This is a genomic window from Plantactinospora sp. WMMB334, from assembly GCF_049179095.1.
Classification (GTDB): Bacteria; Actinomycetota; Actinomycetes; order Mycobacteriales; family Micromonosporaceae; genus Plantactinospora.
Genome location: NZ_JBMHME010000002.1, coordinates 3,343,492 through 3,360,352, shown reverse-complemented (window position 1 = coordinate 3,360,352; position 16,861 = coordinate 3,343,492). Strand labels below are relative to the sequence as shown.

General features: G+C 72.9%; 13 protein-coding genes. 7 read left to right on the top strand and 6 right to left on the bottom strand.

Annotated elements, in window-relative coordinates:
- Positions 1 to 137 precede the first annotated feature (137 nt).
- The gene (locus ACN27G_RS14370; RefSeq protein ID WP_421493322.1) at positions 138 to 989 is read left to right on the top strand and encodes an SAM-dependent methyltransferase; all 852 of its coding nucleotides are present in this window, start codon (positions 138 to 140) and stop codon (positions 987 to 989) included.
- A 51-nt stretch (positions 990 to 1,040) separates the two neighbouring features.
- On the opposite strand, the gene ACN27G_RS14365 is transcribed toward ACN27G_RS14370, so the two are convergent.
- The gene (locus ACN27G_RS14365; RefSeq protein WP_421493321.1) at positions 1,041 to 3,470 is read right to left on the bottom strand and encodes a M64 family metallopeptidase; all 2,430 of its coding nucleotides are present in this window, start codon (positions 3,468 to 3,470) and stop codon (positions 1,041 to 1,043) included.
- 156 nt (positions 3,471 to 3,626) lie between these two features.
- Here ACN27G_RS14365 and ACN27G_RS14360 point away from each other — a divergent pair, with 156 nt between their 5' ends.
- A complete protein-coding gene (locus ACN27G_RS14360; protein WP_421493320.1) occupies positions 3,627 to 4,661 on the top strand; it encodes a TRM11 family SAM-dependent methyltransferase in 1,035 nt (344 codons plus the stop codon).
- A gap of 62 nt (positions 4,662 to 4,723) precedes the next feature.
- Here the strand turns inward: ACN27G_RS14360 and ACN27G_RS14355 are convergent, their stop codons facing one another.
- Complete coding sequence (locus ACN27G_RS14355) at positions 4,724 to 5,665, bottom strand: peptidoglycan DD-metalloendopeptidase family protein (protein ID WP_421493319.1); 942 nt, start codon at positions 5,663 to 5,665, stop codon at positions 4,724 to 4,726.
- Between the two features lie 252 nt (positions 5,666 to 5,917).
- Here ACN27G_RS14355 and ACN27G_RS14350 point away from each other — a divergent pair, with 252 nt between their 5' ends.
- The 5 genes from ACN27G_RS14350 to ACN27G_RS14330 all read left to right on the top strand — a co-directional run bounded on the left by ACN27G_RS14350 (position 5,918) and on the right by ACN27G_RS14330 (position 12,342).
- Positions 5,918 to 7,024: an L-dopachrome tautomerase-related protein gene (locus tag ACN27G_RS14350; RefSeq protein ID WP_421493318.1), complete on the top strand. Its 1,107-nt coding sequence runs from the start codon at positions 5,918 to 5,920 to the stop codon at positions 7,022 to 7,024.
- Positions 7,025 to 7,337: 313 nt separating this feature from the next.
- The gene (locus ACN27G_RS14345) at positions 7,338 to 7,598 is read left to right on the top strand and encodes an acyl carrier protein (protein ID WP_421493317.1); all 261 of its coding nucleotides are present in this window, start codon (positions 7,338 to 7,340) and stop codon (positions 7,596 to 7,598) included.
- 154 nt (positions 7,599 to 7,752) lie between these two features.
- Positions 7,753 to 8,949, top strand: coding sequence for a beta-ketoacyl synthase N-terminal-like domain-containing protein (locus tag ACN27G_RS14340; protein ID WP_421493316.1), 1,197 nt, complete (start codon positions 7,753 to 7,755; stop codon positions 8,947 to 8,949).
- On the top strand, positions 8,933 to 10,141 hold the full coding sequence (locus tag ACN27G_RS14335) for a beta-ketoacyl synthase N-terminal-like domain-containing protein (RefSeq protein WP_421493315.1): 1,209 nt from the start codon (positions 8,933 to 8,935) through the stop codon (positions 10,139 to 10,141). Before ACN27G_RS14340 ends, ACN27G_RS14335 begins: the two co-directional genes overlap by 17 nt.
- Positions 10,063 to 12,342, top strand: coding sequence for an AMP-binding protein (locus tag ACN27G_RS14330; protein WP_421493314.1), 2,280 nt, complete (start codon positions 10,063 to 10,065; stop codon positions 12,340 to 12,342). Before ACN27G_RS14335 ends, ACN27G_RS14330 begins: the two co-directional genes overlap by 79 nt.
- Positions 12,343 to 12,354: 12 nt before the next feature.
- Here the strand turns inward: ACN27G_RS14330 and ACN27G_RS14325 are convergent, their stop codons facing one another.
- The 4 genes from ACN27G_RS14325 to ACN27G_RS14310 form a co-directional block, all read right to left on the bottom strand.
- Positions 12,355 to 13,218 carry an ABC transporter permease gene (locus tag ACN27G_RS14325; protein WP_421493313.1) on the bottom strand — a complete coding sequence of 288 codons (864 nt, stop codon included), beginning with the start codon at positions 13,216 to 13,218 and terminating at the stop codon, positions 12,355 to 12,357.
- Complete coding sequence (locus ACN27G_RS14320) at positions 13,218 to 14,174, bottom strand: ABC transporter permease (protein ID WP_421493312.1); 957 nt, start codon at positions 14,172 to 14,174, stop codon at positions 13,218 to 13,220. The genes ACN27G_RS14325 and ACN27G_RS14320 overlap by 1 nt, the downstream gene beginning before the upstream one ends.
- A complete protein-coding gene (locus ACN27G_RS14315; RefSeq protein ID WP_421493311.1) occupies positions 14,171 to 15,301 on the bottom strand; it encodes an ABC transporter ATP-binding protein in 1,131 nt (376 codons plus the stop codon). Before ACN27G_RS14315 ends, ACN27G_RS14320 begins: the two co-directional genes overlap by 4 nt.
- Positions 15,302 to 15,480: 179 nt before the next feature.
- Positions 15,481 to 16,695, bottom strand: a complete 1,215-nt coding sequence (locus tag ACN27G_RS14310) for an extracellular solute-binding protein (protein WP_421493310.1) — start codon at positions 16,693 to 16,695, stop codon at positions 15,481 to 15,483.
- Positions 16,696 to 16,861: the final 166 nt, after the last annotated feature.

The following is a 16,861-nucleotide window of genomic DNA, read 5'->3' as shown; positions in this document are numbered from 1 at the left end:
GGCGACGCCTGATGCCCGGCTGTCCCGCCGCACGGCCGGCACCACGCCCGACCGGGCACCCATGACGCTCGCAAAGGGAGGGTCGACGGAGGGGTTACCCTGGTACTCCGTCCCCCGAACCGCACGGAGCTGATCTCGTGACCGCGCCCAACGACGGAGGCTACCCCGCCTTTCCGATCGACGTCCCGACCTCGGCCCGGATGTACGACTACTCGCTGGGCGGCAAGGACAACTTCCCGGTGGACCGGGCGGCCGTCCTCTTCGTCAACTCGCAGTATCCGGCCAGTCTGGACGTCACCCGGGAGAACCGGCTCTTCCTCTACCGGGCGGTCCGGTTCCTCGCCCGCGACGTGGGCATCCGGCAGTTTCTCGACCTCGGCAGCGGGCTGCCGACCCAGGCCAACGTGCACCAGGTGGCGCAGCGGTTCCAGCCGGCTGCCCGGGTGGTCTACGTCGACGTCGACCCGATCGTGCTGGCGCACGGGCGGGCGCTGCTGGCCGACGACGAGACGACCCGGGTGATCGCCGCCGACGTCACCGAGCCGGAGCGGATCCTGGCCGACGAGGACGTCCGCAAGCTGATCGACTTTTCGGAGCCGGTCGCGGTGCTGCTCTTCTCCGTGACCCACTCCATCGTCGACGACGACAAGATCCGGCACCTGCTCGCGGTGCTGCGCGAGGCGATGTCCCCGGGCAGCTACCTCGGCTACTCCCAGCTCGCCGGGACCGACCAGGCGGGGGTGGACGCGGGCAACGAGATGGTGCGGAAGATGAACCTCCAGTGGCGGAACCGCACCGTCGCGGAGGTGGCGGAGTTCGTCCGCGACTTCGAGCCGGTCGAGCCGGGGATGGTCGACGTCAAGACGTGGCGGCCGGACCCGACCCAGCCGCCGCTGGCCCCGGTCGACGAGGCGCTCCGCCCCTTCCTCGGCAGGGGCGCCGAGGAGACCCGGTTCTACGAGTACGGCGGCGTCTTCCGCCGGCCCTGACCGCGACGCCCGGGGTGCGGACTCCCACCCCGGGCGTCGCGGGCACGCGGATCAGAGGCGGGCGCAGTCGCCCGACCGCTGCCCCCGGATCTGGTTGCGGGCACCGAAGTCGGTGACCTCGCCGTTGCCGCCGCAGGAGAGCGAGCCGGTGATCCGGTTGCCGACCAGCGCCAACCCGTACTCGCCGGTGGCGTTGCCGGTCAGCCGGACCGCGCCGCTGAGGGTGCTCCCGGCGACCGTCACGGCTCCGGTGCTGCCGGCGACCTGCACCGAACCGCTCACCGTCGCGCCGAGCACCTGCACCACGGCGGCGCGGTCGGTGCTGATCCCGCCGGCCACCGCGCCGCCGGAGACGACCAGCGAGGCGCCGGGGCGTACCGTGATCCGGCCGGCCACCCGGGCGTCGTCGAGGCAGGTCACCCCGGCCGGGACGGTCAGGTTGCCGGCCCGGGGGCCGGAGATCGTCCGGGTGCAGGCCGGCGACGAACCCGGCAGTACGGTGGCCCGGAACTCGTCGGGGGAGCCGACGTTGCCGGCCGCGTCGATCGCCCGGTGCTCGACCGTGTGGGTGCCGTAACCGGGCTCGGTCTCCTCGAAGACCGCCCTGGAGAGCCCGCCCGACCCCAGGTTGCCGTAGACCAGCGACTTCACCACCGTGCCGGTGGGAGTGAAGAGGAACGGCGTGCCGGCCGGCGCGTCCGGCCAGCCGAAGTAGTTGAACCAGCCGTCCCGGTCCAACCGGAACTCCCCGACGGTGAAGCCGGGCCGGTCGTCGGCCGGATCCAGCCCCATGGTGAACCGCTCGAAATAGACGTGGTGCGGGACGTCCCCGGCAAGCGTGGCGACCGGCGCCGAGAGCGTCGCCGTGGTGCCCGCCTCGACGTTGTCGACCGTCCAGGCACGGGTCTCCGAGGCGCCGCCCGGATCGGCCGGGTCGGTCACCGTCGCGGTCAGCCGATAGCTGCCCGGGGCCAGCTCCCGCGCCCCCAGGTCGAGGTTGCGGCTGTTCCACGGGTTCGGCAGGACCCTGCCGTCGAGCCGCCAGGTCACCTCCAGCACCCGGTCGACCGGGTGCGTCGTCTCCACGTAGACCACGTCCCCGCCGCCGACCGCGCGGCCGTCGGTCTGGGTCGAGGCGGTGAACGCCACCGGCACCTCGGCCGGCGGGCTCGGCTCGGCACCCACGGTCCACTGCCGGCGCTGGGTCAGCGCCGGCCCGGTGCGGATCGCCGGATCCCGGACGAACCCGGTGGGATCCTGCACCGTCACCCCGACGACGTCGCCGGGGCGCACGCCCCGGCCGGCCAGCGCCAGGTTGCGGCTGTTCCCCGTCACCGGCACCGGTACGCCGTTGACCGTCCAGCGCACCTCCAGCTCGTGGTGGACCGGATGCTGGGTCTCCACCCAGAGCACGTCGGTGGGGCCGACCGGCCGGTCCGTCGGGGTCGAGGAGAGCGCCATCGCGTTCGTGTCCCGGCGCCCGGAGATCCGCTGCGTCATGATCTCCCGGCTGACCTGGTCGTAGTGGAAACCGAGCCAGCGCATGATGGAGTGCTCGCTGGGTCGCCAGACGCCGGAGCTGGCGTACATGCCGCTCTCGTGGCGGCCGATCGTGCCGCCGGACTCGCTCTCCTCGCCGAGCCAGCGCCACCACTTCGCCTGCTGGTCGACCATCTGCCGCTCGGTCAGCCGGGTGTGGTGCCGCGAGCCCGGCTCGGCGCAGTCGTCGGTGCAGTACGGCCCGCCCGGGGTGGGCCGGTCCCAGTACGGATACTCGTCCTGGAGCTGCCCGAGCGAGTGGCCGAGCTCGTGCGGGCTGATCAGCGGCCCCTGCGGGGCGCCGCCCGAGGTGGTCGCGTTGGTGCCGCCGATCCCGCCGTACGTGTCGGTGTTGGCGATCGCCAGCACCTGCCGGTTGCTCGCGGTCACCCCGAGCGGGGCGACGAGCTGCTGGAGATAGCGGTTCAGCGCCTGCGTCCCGTACGGCTGGAAGGTGATGCCCCGGGCCAGCGGGTTGGTGCAGCCGTCCGCATAGTGCAGCCCGAGCGGGGTGATCCGGTCCGGGTCCGGCGGATCGTCGTCCGGGTCGCAGCGGATGCCGGACTCACCGGAGACGATCTCGATCACGTAGACGTTGAAGTAGTTCCGGTAGCTGCGGTACGGCTCGATGCTCCACTGCACGTTCAGGTGCCGGTCCACGTCGGCGTGGAACGTCGGCAGCTCGGCCGCGGTGTAGCCGTCGCCGAGCAGGATCAGGTTGAGCCGCTCGCTGGCCGGGCCGGTGACCTGGAGCGGGACGAGCCGGGCGCTGCCCACCTCGGGGTCGGCGGCGGCCCGGCCGGGCGGCGAGATGGTCAGCATCCCGGCCACCAGGGCCAGGGAGGCGAGGGTGCCGAGGCTCGTCCTGCGCCACGCCGTCGGCCTCGACGACCCTCCACGGATCGTCCGGCTTCCACGGATCGTCCGGCTTCCATAGATCATCGGGGCAGGCTAACCCGGCCGGCGACGGCCGGTCATCCATCAACTGACGCAAGTATCCGGTGCCGCCCCGACACCGTGGCTGACCTCGGCCGGAGCGGTGGCGGGCGGCCGTCTACCATCGACCGGTCGCGCAGGTGCCGGCCGCCGGAAGGACAGATGAGCCAGTACGCCTTGTTGATCTCGCCGTCGGCGAACCGCGTCTACGCGGACGCCTCCGTCCGGCTGACCCGGGCCGAGCTGGCGGTCGTCGACCGGGCCGCGCTCGGCGGGCGGCTCTCCGGCATCACCGAGACGCTGCTCGGCGGGGTCCGCTACGTCACCTTCACCGCCGACGGGCTCGGCGAGCGCGAGATCGGGTATCTGGCGAACCTCTCGTCGATCTACGTGCTCTTCGAGGTCGTCGAGGGGCTGCTCCGGCCGGTCGAGCTGCGCCCGCTGGCCCGCTACGACGACGACCTGCTGACCATCCCGAAGTATCCGGGCAAGACCAACGAGCACTTCACCAAGCTGCTGCTCAACGTCACCCTGCTCTCCTCACGGTTCGCCCCGGAGATGCGCGACCGGCAGCTCCGGGTGCTCGACCCGCTCTGCGGCCGGGGGACCACCCTGAACCAGGCACTCATGTACGGCTACGACGCCGCCGGGGTGGAGCACGACCGGGCGGACTTCGAGGCGTACGCGACGTATGTCCAGACGTGGCTGAAACGCAAGCGGCTCAAGCACCGGGTCGAGTCCGGGCCGGTGCGGCGCAACCGGCAGGTGGTGGCCCGGCGGTTGCAGGTGGACCTCGCCGCCGACAAGGAGTCCTACCGGGCGGGCCGGACCCAGCGGCTGGACGTGGTGCAGGTCGACACCGTGCGCAGTGGGGAGTTCTTCCGGCCCGGCAGCCAGGACCTGCTGGTGGCGGACGCCCCGTACGGCGTACAGCACGGCAGCCGCAGCGCGGGTCGGGGGCTGGCGCGCAGCCCGCTCGCCCTGCTCACCGAGGCGGTGCCGGTCTGGGCGGAGCTGCTCCGGTCGGGCGGGGCGCTCGGCATCGCCTGGAACACGAACGTGGCCCGCCGGGAGGAGGCGGCGACCGTCCTCGCCGACGCCGGCCTCCAGGTGCTGGCCGACGGCCCGTACCTCGAGTTCGGCCACCGGGTCGACCAGGCCATCGTCCGCGACATCCTGATCGCCCGCAAACCCTGACAAGCGTTAGGAAGGGCCCCCGCTACAACAGAAAACGATAAGCGGGGGCCCTTCCTTACATGTCAGTAGCTGCAGCCGGTGGTGGGGAGGCTGGTGGCGGCGGGTGGGGTGACGCCGTCGTAGAGGGCGAGCAGGAAGTTCTGCGGGCAGCGGCGGGTGCTGCCGGTACGGATGCCGAAGTGCAGGTGCGGGCCGGTCGAGTTGCCGGTGTTGCCGGTCGAGCCGATCCGCTGCCCGGCCGTCACGGTCGCGCCGGACGCCACCGACCAGGCGGAGAAGTGGCAGTAGGTGTAGATCGCCCCGTCGGCGCCGGTCAGGTTGATGCCCCGGCCGCAACTGGTGTCGTCGATCCGGACCACGGTCCCGGCCCGCACGGCGTACGCGGCGGTGCCGGTCGGCACGGGCAGGTCGATCGCCGGGTAGTCGTGGTGCGGGTCGTCGTACTCGCTGCGGGGCAGGGCGGTGCGGGGCAGCGGCAGCGAGAAGCTGGTGCCGCCACCGGTGGCGGTGGTGATCCGGACCGCGTCGGCGACGACGTAGCCGGTGCCGCCGGTCCACCGGCTGACGCCGACCGCGTGGTAGTCGCCGGCGGCGAGCGGGAAGGTGCCCAGGCTGACCCACCGGCCACCGTTGCCGCGCTGGTCGACCGGGACGCTCTGGTTGCCGCCGGTGGTGGCGACGATGAACGGCGTGGCGCTGTTGTAGCCGGGGTCGGCGGGGTAGAAGACCTCGACCAGGTAGCTGCCGGCGCTCGGCACGGCGACCTTGAACCAGGCCACGTCGCTGGCGGTGGTGTCCGGAGTGGCGAAGCGGTAGTCGGGCCCCTGCCGGTCGGCGGACCAGCTCGACGTGCCCCAGTTGGCGCTGGCGGTGAAGCGGCCGGCGGTGGCGTTGTCCACGGTCACCGTGGCGGCGCTGGCGGGAGTCGCGGCCAGCAGGATCGGTGCGGCGGCGACTGCCGCGGTGAGGATGGCCAGGCTACGTAGGAATCCGGTCTTCTTCATCGGGAGTGCCCTTCGGCGCAGGCGACGCGGAAATTGAAGGTATTTAACCAACAGCAGACGTCTTTGGAAAGACTTCTTCATTGATCGCCGACTGTGGCAGATCCGGCCGGCACCGCGGCGTGTCGGGCCGTGATATGCGGCTAAATCTAGCTATTGGCGTTTTCGGCGCAGTCATCCGGCTTACAGTTGCGGGGTGGCCGGGCCGGCGACGGCTCGGCCGCGCGGTGCGGGCGGGCTGCCTCGGGGGGCCGGATGAGCGACGAACTGACCACTGACGAGCCGTGCGGCCGGCTGGAGACGGTGCACACCTTCCCCGACGCGATGCCGACCGGGGTCACCGTCTCCCGGCAGGGCCGGATCTTCGTCAACTTTCCCCGCTGGGGCGACCGGGTCGAGGCCACCGTCGCCGAGCTCGTGGACGGCGCCTGCCGGCCCTATCCGGACCAGGACTGGAACACTCCCGCCGGAAACGACGACAACGGGGCCTTCGTCTCGGTGCAGAGCGTGGTGGTGGATCCGACCGACCGGCTCTGGGCGCTCGACACCGGCAGTCCGGGTTTCCAGCCGACCCGCCCCGGCGGCCCCAAGCTGGTCTGTGTCGACCTCGACACCGACCTGGTCACCCGGACCGTCCTCTTCCCCGCCGACGTGGCGCTGCCCACCTCGTACCTCAACGACGTCCGGTTCGACCTGCGGCGCCGGTCGGCCGGGGTGGCGTTCCTGACCGACTCGTCCCACTCCGGTCCCAACGGGATCGTCGTGGTGGACCTGGCCAGCGGGAGCGCCTGGCGGCGGCTGCACGACCATCCCTCCACCAAGGCCGAGACGCCGGCCACGTTCCGACCCCTGGTCGAGGGGCGGCCGTTCCTGGTCTGCCCGCCGGACGGGCCGCCGAGCCCGGTCACGATGGGCGCGGACGGGATCGCGATCTCGGCCGACGGCAGCCGCCTCTACTACTGCCCGCTCGCCTCCCGCCGGCTCTACAGCGTCTCGGTCGACGCGCTTGTCGACCGGTCGATGGACGACGCCGAGGTGGCCGCGACCGTCCGCGACGAGGGCGACAAGGGCTCCGGCTCCGACGGACTGGAGAGCGACGACGCGGGCCGGCTCTATCTGACCGCGTACGAGCAGAACGCCGTCCTGCGCCGGCATCCGGACGGCCGCTACGAGACCCTGGTACGCGACCCACGGCTGCTCTGGCCCGACACCATGTCGATCGGCGCCGACGGATACCTCTACGTGACCGCCAACCAGCTCCACCGGCAGCCCGAGTACTCCGGCGGCGTGGACCGCCGTCGGCGCCCGTACGCCCTGTTCCGGGTCGGTGTCGGCGCCGGCCCGGTGGCCCTGCTGCCCTGATCCGGGGCGGAATCCGGTCACAAAGTGATCAACGACAATTCCATGATCGCGAACTGCATCGGAACCAACCATCCTCCGACATCGACACATCGTCCGGCGGCGATATAGGATCTTCCGGTCTGGATAGACCTGAACGGGTCATGGTAACGAGCTGTTCGGCCGGCGTGATCGAGCTCTTCGATCGCATCTGGAGCGATTCCCGCGTCGTTTCCTTCCTGGAAAACTTCACTGGGAGCCCACCCGCAAGTTCCACGGAACGTGGCGTGCAGGTTCCACGGAACGTGGCGAGCGGTGATCGGGAAGGGAGCCGGACGTGGCACAGCGAGACATGGTGTCGACCGCCGTCCTGCGGGACCTGGCGGCCGAGATTTTCGAGGTCAACCCGGACGACATCACGGAGGCGGCGGCCTTCTACGAGGACCTCGGGATCGACTCCGTGCAGAAGGTCGAATTCGTCGTCCGGATCGAGCGACAGCTGGGCGTGCGGCTGACCGACGAGGAGGCGGCGGGGTTGCAGGACTTCGGCGACACGCTCGCCGTACTCCGGGACCGGGGCATCTCCGTTGGACCGTGACCGGCCCGGCGTCGGCCGCTGGAGTGGCGCCGGTCCCGGGAACGCCGCCGGCCACTGGGCCGGTGCCGGTTCGGGGAACGGCGCCGGCCGTTGGAGTGGTGCCGCTGCTGGAAGCGGTGCCGGCCGCGGGGACGGTGCCCGCCGCCAGCCGGCGGTGGCGATCTCCGGTGTCGGTGCGGTCTCCGGAGCCGGTCTCGGCGCCGACGCGCTCTGGACCGCGGTCACCGAGCGGCGGGTGCTGACGGGGCCGGTGACCCGGTTCGACATGTCCCGCTATCCGGCCCGGTGCGGCGCGGAGGTGCCGGCCGGCGCCGTGGCCGACCTCGACGCGATGGTGCCCGGCCACGAGTCCCTCGCCGCACGGTTCCTCGCCGTCGGCGCCCTGGAGGCGCTCCGGCACGCCGGCGTGCCGGAGCAGAGCCGGGCACACCGGCTCGGTGTCTTCGTCGGCACGGTGATGGCCACCCGACCGGTGCTGGACCGGGGGATCGGTGCCGGCCGGCTCACCGTGCCCTGGCGGGGATGGGCCCGGCCGGACACCCTGCTGGACACGCTCCGTGAGGTCGTCACGGTCACCGGGCCGACCGTGCTGCTCGCGCCCGGCTGCGCCGCCGGAAACAGCGCGATCGCGGCCGGCGCCCGGGCGATCGCGGCCGGCGAGGTCGACGTCGCGGTCTGCGGCGGCGTCTCCGAACTCTCGCTGGAGATCCTCGCCATGTTCACCTCGCTGCGCGCCCTCGCGGTCGACACCGTCCGGCCGTTCGACGTCAACCGCCGCGGCACCATTCCCGGGGAGGGTGCCGGAGTGCTGGTCCTGGAGTCGGTCGACCGGATCGTCGCCCGGGGCGGGCGACCGCTGGCCCAGGTGCTGGCCTGCGCCGCCGCCGCCGACGCGCACAACCCGACCCAGCCGCACCCGGACGGCAACGGTCTGGTCTCGACCATCGCCGGCTGCCTCGACCGGGCCGGCCTGACCAGCGACGACGTCGACTGGGTCTGCGCGCACGGCACGGGCACCCCGGCCAGCGACGGGATCGAGGCCCGGGCGGTGGCCAAGGCGCTCGCCGGCCGGCGCCGGCCGGTGGTCTCGTCCGTCAAGGGACAGTTCGGGCACGCCGAGGGGGCCGCCGCCGCCCTGGAGGCGATCGTCGCGGTCGGCGCGCTCACCGACGGCGTGGTGCCGGGCAACGTGACGCTGATCGAGCCGGATCCGGCCTGTGGCGGCATCGACCTGGTCGAGCCGGCCGGGCGGCGGGCGCCGGTGCGGGTGGTGCTGAGCCAGGCCTTCGGCTTCGGCGGTGGGGTCTCGACCGTCCTGCTGGGGAGGGACGATCGTGCCGTCGGCCGGTGACCGTCTCGCCGTACGTGGACTGGGACTGCGACTGCCAGGGCTGGCCGGCGCGGCGGACCTGGCCCGGCTGGTCGGCGGCGCGGATCTGCCGCCGCCGTCGGCACGGCGCTTCGTCGCCCCGGAGACCGACCTCGAACCCGTCGACCGCCGGGCGGCCGGCCCGGTCGAGCCGCGGATCCCGGCCGCCGTCGCCGGCCGCGGACTGCGGGCCCTGCCGGCCGAGTCGCTGCTCGCGCTGGCCGCGTCGGCCGTCGCCGCCGGGACCGGCGACCCGCCCGACCCGGTGGCGGTGGCCGCCCCGGCGGACGCCGCCCCGGCGGCGGTACTCTGGGCGAGCTCGAGCGCGGGGTTGGCCGAGTACGCCACGATCTGCGTCGAGGCGGCCACCCTGGACCCCGGGCTGAGCAGCCCGATCATCGGTCCCGCCTCGGCGTTCAACGGGCCGGCGGCGACCGTCTCCATCCGGCTCGGGCTCGACGGTCCGAACGAGACGCTGACCGGCGGCACGACGGCCGGGGTGAGCGCCCTGGTCGAGGCGGCCCGGCTGGTGGCCGGCGGCGAGGCGGCGCGGGCCCTGGTCGGCGGCTCGGCGACGGTGAGCAGGTGGAGCCTGACCGGACTCGCCGAGGAGTTCGTGGCGGGGGAGGGCGCGGCCTGCCTCGCGGTCTCGCCCTGCCGGGACGAGGACGAGCCGGGCATCCGGCTCGGGCGGTTCCGCCGGCTGACCCTCGACCGCGCCGACCTGGCGGCACAGTGCCGGGCGCTGGCACACAGTGCCTCCGCCGAGGGCCAGAGCACGGCGGCCGCACCGGGGGCGGCGAAACCGGGGGCTGCCGGACCCGCGACGCCGGGGCGCGGGCCGGTGGCGGCGGAGCGCGGGCCGGTGGCGGCGATCGTCTCCACCGTCGACAGTGGCCTGGTCGGGGCGGTCGCCGAGGGTGTCGCCGGGCCGGTCTGGCACCTGGAACGCTCACTCGGCGACTTCGGCGCCGCCGGTGGCCTGCTGGCGGCGGCCTCCGCCGTGGCGTACTGCGCCAGTGCCGGAGAGCCGGCGAGCGTACTCGTACTGGCGATCGAACCATCCGGTAACGCAGCCATCCTGGAGGTCTTCGCATGGGGAGCACCAACCTCGTCGAGCGGCTGGTGGGGCGAGCACTCGCATCGGGTCGGGGTGAGCGGGTCGCCTATCTGACCGGCACGGGCGGGCGGCTGAGCTACGCGGAGCTGTACCGCGCGGTGCGCGGCTATGCGGCCCGGCTCGCCGAAGCCGGGATCGGCCCCGGCACCCCGGGCCTGGTGGTGGCCGACGACGACCTGCCGACCGTGGTGGCGGTCCTGGCGCTCTGGTGGCGCGGCGCCGTCGCGGTGCCGGTGAGTCCGATGCTGACCGAGGCGGAACTCGCCTTCATCGCCGCCGACTGCCGGGCGGGCTTCCTGCACGCCGACGAGCGGGGCGGCGCGCGGGCGGACCAGGCCGGCCTGGCCGGGCTGCCCCGGGGCGGGGCGGAGTGGCTCGCCCCGGGTGCGCCGCCGTCGCCGCCACCGGTCAGCCAGCCGCCGGCCGAGGTGCTGCTCATCCAGTACACCTCGGGCAGCACCGGCAGGCCGAAGGGCGTGCTGCACACCGGCGCCGGTGTGCAGGGGGTGCTGGACGGCTTCGGCCGGATCCTCGACCTGCAGCCCGAGGATCTGGTGCTCTCCACCGCCAAGCTCTCCTTCGGTTACGGCTTCGGCAACTCGCTGCTCTTTCCGCTCGCCGCCGGGGCAGGGGTACTGCTCAACCAGGGCCCGCCGGACGTCTACCGGCTGGTCGCGACGATCGCCCGGCACCGCCCGACCGTGCTCTGCGCGGTGCCCCGGATCTACGCCGCGCTGCTCGACCGGGCCGGCGGCCAGGACACCCCGGCGCAGCACGGCGCGCCGCCCGCCCCGGCGGACGGGCACGCGCCGCCCGCCCCGGCGCAGCGGAGCGCGCCGCCCGACCTCGGCTCGGTACGCCTCGCCGTCTCGGCGGGGGAGCACCTGCCGGCCGCGCTCTGTGCCGACTTCACCCGCGCCTTCGGGGCGCCGCTCGTCAACGGACTGGGCGCGACCGAGGTGCTGCACATCGTGCTGGCGACCCGGGGCAGCCAGCCCGGCTCGACCGGCCGGCCCGTGCCGGGCGTGACGGTCAGCGTCCGGGACGACGCCGGCCGGCTCCTGCCCTCCGGGACCGAGGGGCGGCTGCACGTCACGGGACCGTCGGTCGCCGCCGGATACCTGGACCGTCCCGAGTCGGCGGCGCGTACCTTCGCCGACGGCGGCGCGTACACCGGTGACATCGTCCGGCAGGATCCGGACGGGGAGCTGCGGTACCTCTGCCGGCACGACGATCTGATCAACATCGGCGGCTACAAGGTCTCGCCGCTCGACGTCGAGGCGGCGGTCCGGGACCTCGACGGGCTGGCCCAGTGCGCGGTGGTCGGTGCGCGGGACGCGGCCGGGCTGGAGGAGGCGGTCGCCTACCTGGTCCCGGCTCAGGGGGCCGATCCGGACGCGCTGCACCGGGCGGCCCGGGTGGCCTTCCGGTCCGGGCTGCCACCGCACAAGCGGCCCGCCGCGATCGAGGTGGTCGAGCAGTTGCCGACCACCTCCACCGGCAAGTTGGCCCGCTACCAGCTCCGCAACCGCGCCGTCGAGCCGGTGCTGGTCCGGATGCGGGTACTGCGTGACGGTCCAGGCCGGACCCTGGTCTGCATCCCGTACGCGGGCGGCTCCTCCGGAGCGTTCACCCGGCTGGCCCGGCACCTGCCCGGCGGCTGGCGGGTGGTGGCCGGCGAGGCGACCTACCGGGACGGCGCCACCATCGCCGACGCTGCCAGCGCTTGGTGGCGGGCGGGCACGCCCTACCTGGCCGGCGGCGGGGTGCTCTTCGGGCACAGCCTCGGCGCGGTGCTGGCCGCCGCGGTGGCCGACGCCGCCGGTGACGGGCTGGCCGACACCCAGGTGGTGCTCTCCGCCCCGCCGCTGCTGCCCGGCGGCGAACGCCCGGCGCTCGTCTCCGACGACGACGAGACCCTGCTCGCGGGGCTGCGCAGCACCGGGCTGCTACCGTCCGGCTCACTCACCTCCGAGGAGATCACCCGGCTGCTGCTGCCCCGGTTCCGCCGGGACATCGCGCTCGCCCCGACCGGCTTCCAGGGGGTACGGTCCCGAGCCGTGCACGTGCTGCTCGGCACCGACGACGGGCTCTGCACCCGGGAGGCGCTGGCCGCCCGGATCCCCGGGGACCGGATCGCCAGCCTGCACCTGGTCCCCGGTGACCACTACTTCGTCACCACCAACCCGGCCGGGACCGCCCGGGTGCTCGCCGGGATGTTCGACGGCACGAGCGGCCCCGGACCGGGATCGTGATCGGAGATCAGGTCAGTCCGCGTCCTCCCGGACCCGCGCCACCAACTGGGTCGGGTTGACGAAGCGCAGCGCGATCACCAGCAGCACCAGCATCATCGTGGTGTAGATGACCGCCATCGCGTCGATGGACTGCTGCGCCCGGATGCCCGCCGCCGACATCGAGTAGTAGAGCGCCACCACCAGGGTCTGCGAGTCCGGCCCGGCGGTGAGGAAGGTCAACTCGAACATCCCGACCGTGCGCACCAGCACCAGGATCGAGGCGGCCAGGATCCCCGGGGTCAGCAGCGGGGCGAGGATCCGCACGAAGATCTGCCGCGTCCCGGCCCCGCACATCCGGGCGGCCCGCTCCACCGCCGGGTCGATCTGCTCGATGAACGGCGTCATGGTGAGGATGACGAACGGCACCGACGGCACCAGGTTGGCCAGCACCACCCCGGAGAGGTGACCGGCGAAGCCGTACTTGTAGAGCACCGTGGCGAGCGGGATGCCGTAGGTGATCGGCGGCATCAGGATCGGCAGCAGGAAGAGCAGGTAGAGCAGCCGCCGGCCGGGGAAGGAGCGACGGGCCAGCACGTACGCGGCCGGCACCCCGACCAGCACCGAGATGCCGACCACCAGCAGCGACACCTGCAACGTCACCAGCAGCACCTGGAAGAGCCCGAACTCCTGCCAGGACTGCCCGTACCACCGGGTGGTGTAGCCCTGCGGCAGCCAGGTGTCGTACCACCGGTCGCCGAAGGAGCTGACCACGACCGAGCCGATCACCCCGGCCAGGTTGACGAAGAAGAACGCCACCACGCCCCAGACCAGCCAGGCGGCCGGCCGGGCGACCAGGCGCCGGCGGCGGGGCGCCGGAGCCGTCACCGAGGTTGTCATCAGCCCTTCCCTCCCGCCGTCGATCCGGTGTAGAGCAGCGCCCGCCAGCCGAGCACCGCCGCGATCACCAGCAGCTCGACGAGCCCCATCAGCACCGCCACCGTGGCGGCCATCGGATAGTCGTACCGGACGTAGGCGGCCTCGTACGCGGCGATCGAGATCACCCTGGTGGTGCCGGCCGGGTCGCCGACCAGGATCGCCGACGGGAAGACGCTGAACGCCAGCACGAAGGTCAGGCAGAAGGTGGTGGCCAGCCCGGGTGCCAGCAGCGGCAGGGTGATCCGGCGGAACCGCTGCCACCAGCCGGCGCCGAGGGTGGCGGCGGCCCGTTCCAGGGTCGGGTCGATCCCGGACAGGTAGGAGAGCACCAGCAGGAAGGCGAAGGGGAAGCCGGTGATCACGATCGAGAAGAAGACTCCCCAGTAGTTGTAGGTGAGCCGGACCGGCTCGTCGACCAGCCCCACGTCCAGCAGGATCCGGTTGAACCAGCCGGTGGGGCCGAGGAAGTTGAGCAGGCCCTGCGCGGTGAGCACCGTGCCGAGGGTGATCGGCACCACCAGCACGGTGGTGAGCAGCCGCTTGCCCCGGAACCGCCCCCGCATCCGGTAGGCGATCGGCACCGAGGCGGCGACGTTGAGCAGCGCCGCCGGCAGCGACAGCTTCAGCGTCGTCCAGATGGTGTCCCGCTGGTACGGGTCGGAGAAGAACTCCTGGTACGCGGCGAACGGCCCGCCCTCGGTCGGCTGGAACGACAGCCCGACACCGTACCCGAAGGGGTAGATGAAGAGCACCAGGACGAAGAGCGCGGCCGGGGCGAGCAGCAGGAGTTGCCGGTCGATGCCGTGCTCGGCCAGCCGGTGCCGCAACGCCACCCGGGTGCCGCCGGACGCCCGCCGCTCCGGTGCCCGGTCGCCGGTCGGCCCGCCGGCCCGGGGCGGCGTCGCGGTGCCGCTCACCGCGAACCGCCAGCGGCCGGCTCGTCGACCCGGGCGGCTTCCGCAGGCTCGCCGGCCGGGGTGGCGCCCGTCGGCTCCGTCAGGGGGAAGACCAGCAGCCGGTCCGGAGCGACGGCGAGCCCGATCCGGTCACCGAGCGCCGGCCGCCGGTCGGTACGGAGGTGCACCTGCACCCCCTCGGCGGTACGGGCCTCGACCGCCACCTCCCGGCCCTGGTACTCGACCACGTCGACGGTGGCCGGCACGCCCTCGGCCGGCCCGGTGATCCGCAGGTCCTCCGGGCGGACCCCGGCGATCACCTCGGCGCCGGCGGCGACCGGCCCGACCGGGGTGCCGACCAGCCGCATCCCCTCGCCGGTCACGGTCACCTGCGCACCGGTAACCTCCCCGGCCCGCAACCGCAGCAGGTTGCGGTAGCCCATGAAGTCGGCGACGTGCCAGTTCGCCGGCCTGGTGTGCAATTCCTCCGGATTGCCGATCTGCTGCACCCGGCCCTCGCGGAGCACCACCAGCCGGTCGGCCAGGGAGAGCGCCTCCTCCTGGTCGTGGGTGACGTAGACCGTGGTCAGCCCGAGTGACTGGTGCAGCCGGCGGATCTCCGTCCGCATCTCCAGCCGCAGCTTGGCGTCCAGGTTGGAGAGCGGCTCGTCCATCAGCACCAGCGCCGGCTCCAGCACCACGGCCCGGGCGATGGCGACCCGCTGCTGCTGGCCGCCGGAGAGCTGCCCGGGAAGCTTGCCGGCGTGTTCCTCCAGTCGGACCAGCCGGATCGCCTCCTCGGTGCGCCGCCGGACCTCGGCCCGGGACAGGCGGCGCATCTGGAGACCGAAGGCGACGTTGCGGCGTACCGACATGTGCGGGAAGAGCGCGTAGTTCTGGAAGACCATGCCGAAGCCGCGCTTCTCGGCCGGCACGGTGTCGAGCCGGGTCTCGTCGGCCCAGATGCTGCCCCGGGTCAGCGGAAGGAGACCGGCGAGGCAGTTGAGCGCGGTCGACTTGCCGCAGCCGGACGGCCCGAGCAGGGCGATGAACTCCCCGCGCCGGACCGTCAGGCTGAGATCGGTCAGCGCGTCGTGCCCGGCGAAGCTCCGGCCGACGCCCTCCAGTCGCAGCTCGGCGAACGTCACGTCTTCACCTCTGTTCGTGACTGCGGGGCTCGCAGACCCGGCTCACTCCTCGCACTCACGTGTCCCCACCTTCTGTTCGTGACTGCGGGGCTCGCAGGCCCGGCTCACTCCTCGCACTCACGTGTCCCCACCTTCTGTTCGTGACTGCGGGGCTCGCAGGCCCGGCTCACTCCTCGCACTCACTTCTTCACCTTTGCGCCGCCGATCTCCCGGTCCCACCGGCTGAACGCCTCGACCAGCGCCTTGGCGTCGAGCGGCACCTCGAGCGGGTTGTTGGCGATCAGCTGCTCGTATTCCGGCCGGCCGTACCGCTCGATCGCCTGGCGGCTGGCCTCCGGCGCCATGGCGAGCGGCACGTCCCGGATCGCCGGCCCGGGGTAGAAGTAACCCTGGTCGTACGCCTTGGCCTGCTGTTCCGGGGTCAGGATGTGGGCCAGCAGGGCGAGGATGGCGGCCTGCTTGTCCGTCGAGACTCCCTTGGGGATCACCGCGTAGTGCGCGTCGGTGACCCAGTGGAAGCCTTCCAGGGTGCCGACCTTCGCCTCCTCGGGCACGGTGCCCAGCACCCGCGGGTTGATGTCCCAGCCGGTGGTGGAAACGATGATCTTGGCCGATCCGTTGGCCAGGTTCTTCATCGTCTCGCCGGTGCCGGACGGATAGAGCGTGATGTACCTGTTGAGTTCGGCCAGGTACGCCCAGGTCTTGTCCCACCCGTTCACCGGGTCCTTCGGGTTCGAGTCACCGAGCAGGTAGGGCAGGCCCATCAGGAAGGTGCGGCCGGGGCCGGAGTTCGACGGGCGGGCGTACTGCACGGCGCCGGGGTTGGCCCTGGCGTAGTCGAGCAGCGCCTGCGCGCTGGTCGGCGGGTTCGGCACCTTCGACGGCAGATATTCGATCAGCGGCCCGGAGGGGTAGTAGGTGATGGTCACCCCGTGGTCGCGGGCCAGTTCCTGCATCGCGGCCGCGCCCGGCAGGTAGTTCGCCATCCCGGGCAGCCGGTCGGCGTGGGTGGGCAGCAGCGGCAGCCAGAGCTCCTGGTCGATGCCGGCGGCGAGCCCGTCCACACCGGTCAGCACGAGGTCGATCTCGACCCGACCCGCGTCCTGCTGCGCCTTGACCTTGCCGACCAGCTCCGGCGAGGGCGACTTGGAGTACGTCACCTTCGACACCGTGTCGGAGTTGCCGGCGACGAAATCGTCGATCATGGACTGGGTGAGTTGCAGGTTGCCGGCGACGTCGAGGATGTTCAGTTGGACCGGCGAGCCGGGCTTGTCGGGCACCGCGCCGCCGGTCGGTCCCGGTGCGGCGCTCTCCGGCGCACCGCAGGCGGTGGCGACCAGGCTCAGCGCGGTCAGGGCCGCGGCGGCGAACAGCCGGCGTGGGCTTCGACGCATGGGCATTCCTCTCTCTTCGGTTCGGCGATCCTATGATGTCGCGGGGTGTCGCCGAGGCCGCTGGATGAACCTTTTCAACCCCGCCGTGCCCGTCGTCGGGGCCGCAGGCGGCGGTCGGGACTCGGGCGCCGCGTTGTCTTGATTGAAAAGTTTCAATTTGCTGGCG

Coding starts and splice junctions, on each gene's coding strand:
- ACN27G_RS14365 (WP_421493321.1), bottom strand. CDS start 3,470: ATGATCTATGGAAGCCGGACGATCCGTGGAAGCCGGACGATCCGTGGA.
- ACN27G_RS14360 (WP_421493320.1), top strand. CDS start 3,627: ATGAGCCAGTACGCCTTGTTGATCTCGCCGTCGGCGAACCGCGTCTAC.
- ACN27G_RS14355 (WP_421493319.1), bottom strand. CDS start 5,665: ATGAAGAAGACCGGATTCCTACGTAGCCTGGCCATCCTCACCGCGGCA.
- ACN27G_RS14350 (WP_421493318.1), top strand. CDS start 5,918: ATGAGCGACGAACTGACCACTGACGAGCCGTGCGGCCGGCTGGAGACG.
- ACN27G_RS14330 (WP_421493314.1), top strand. CDS start 10,063: ATGGGGAGCACCAACCTCGTCGAGCGGCTGGTGGGGCGAGCACTCGCA.
- ACN27G_RS14325 (WP_421493313.1), bottom strand. CDS start 13,218: ATGACAACCTCGGTGACGGCTCCGGCGCCCCGCCGCCGGCGCCTGGTC.
- ACN27G_RS14310 (WP_421493310.1), bottom strand. CDS start 16,695: ATGCGTCGAAGCCCACGCCGGCTGTTCGCCGCCGCGGCCCTGACCGCG.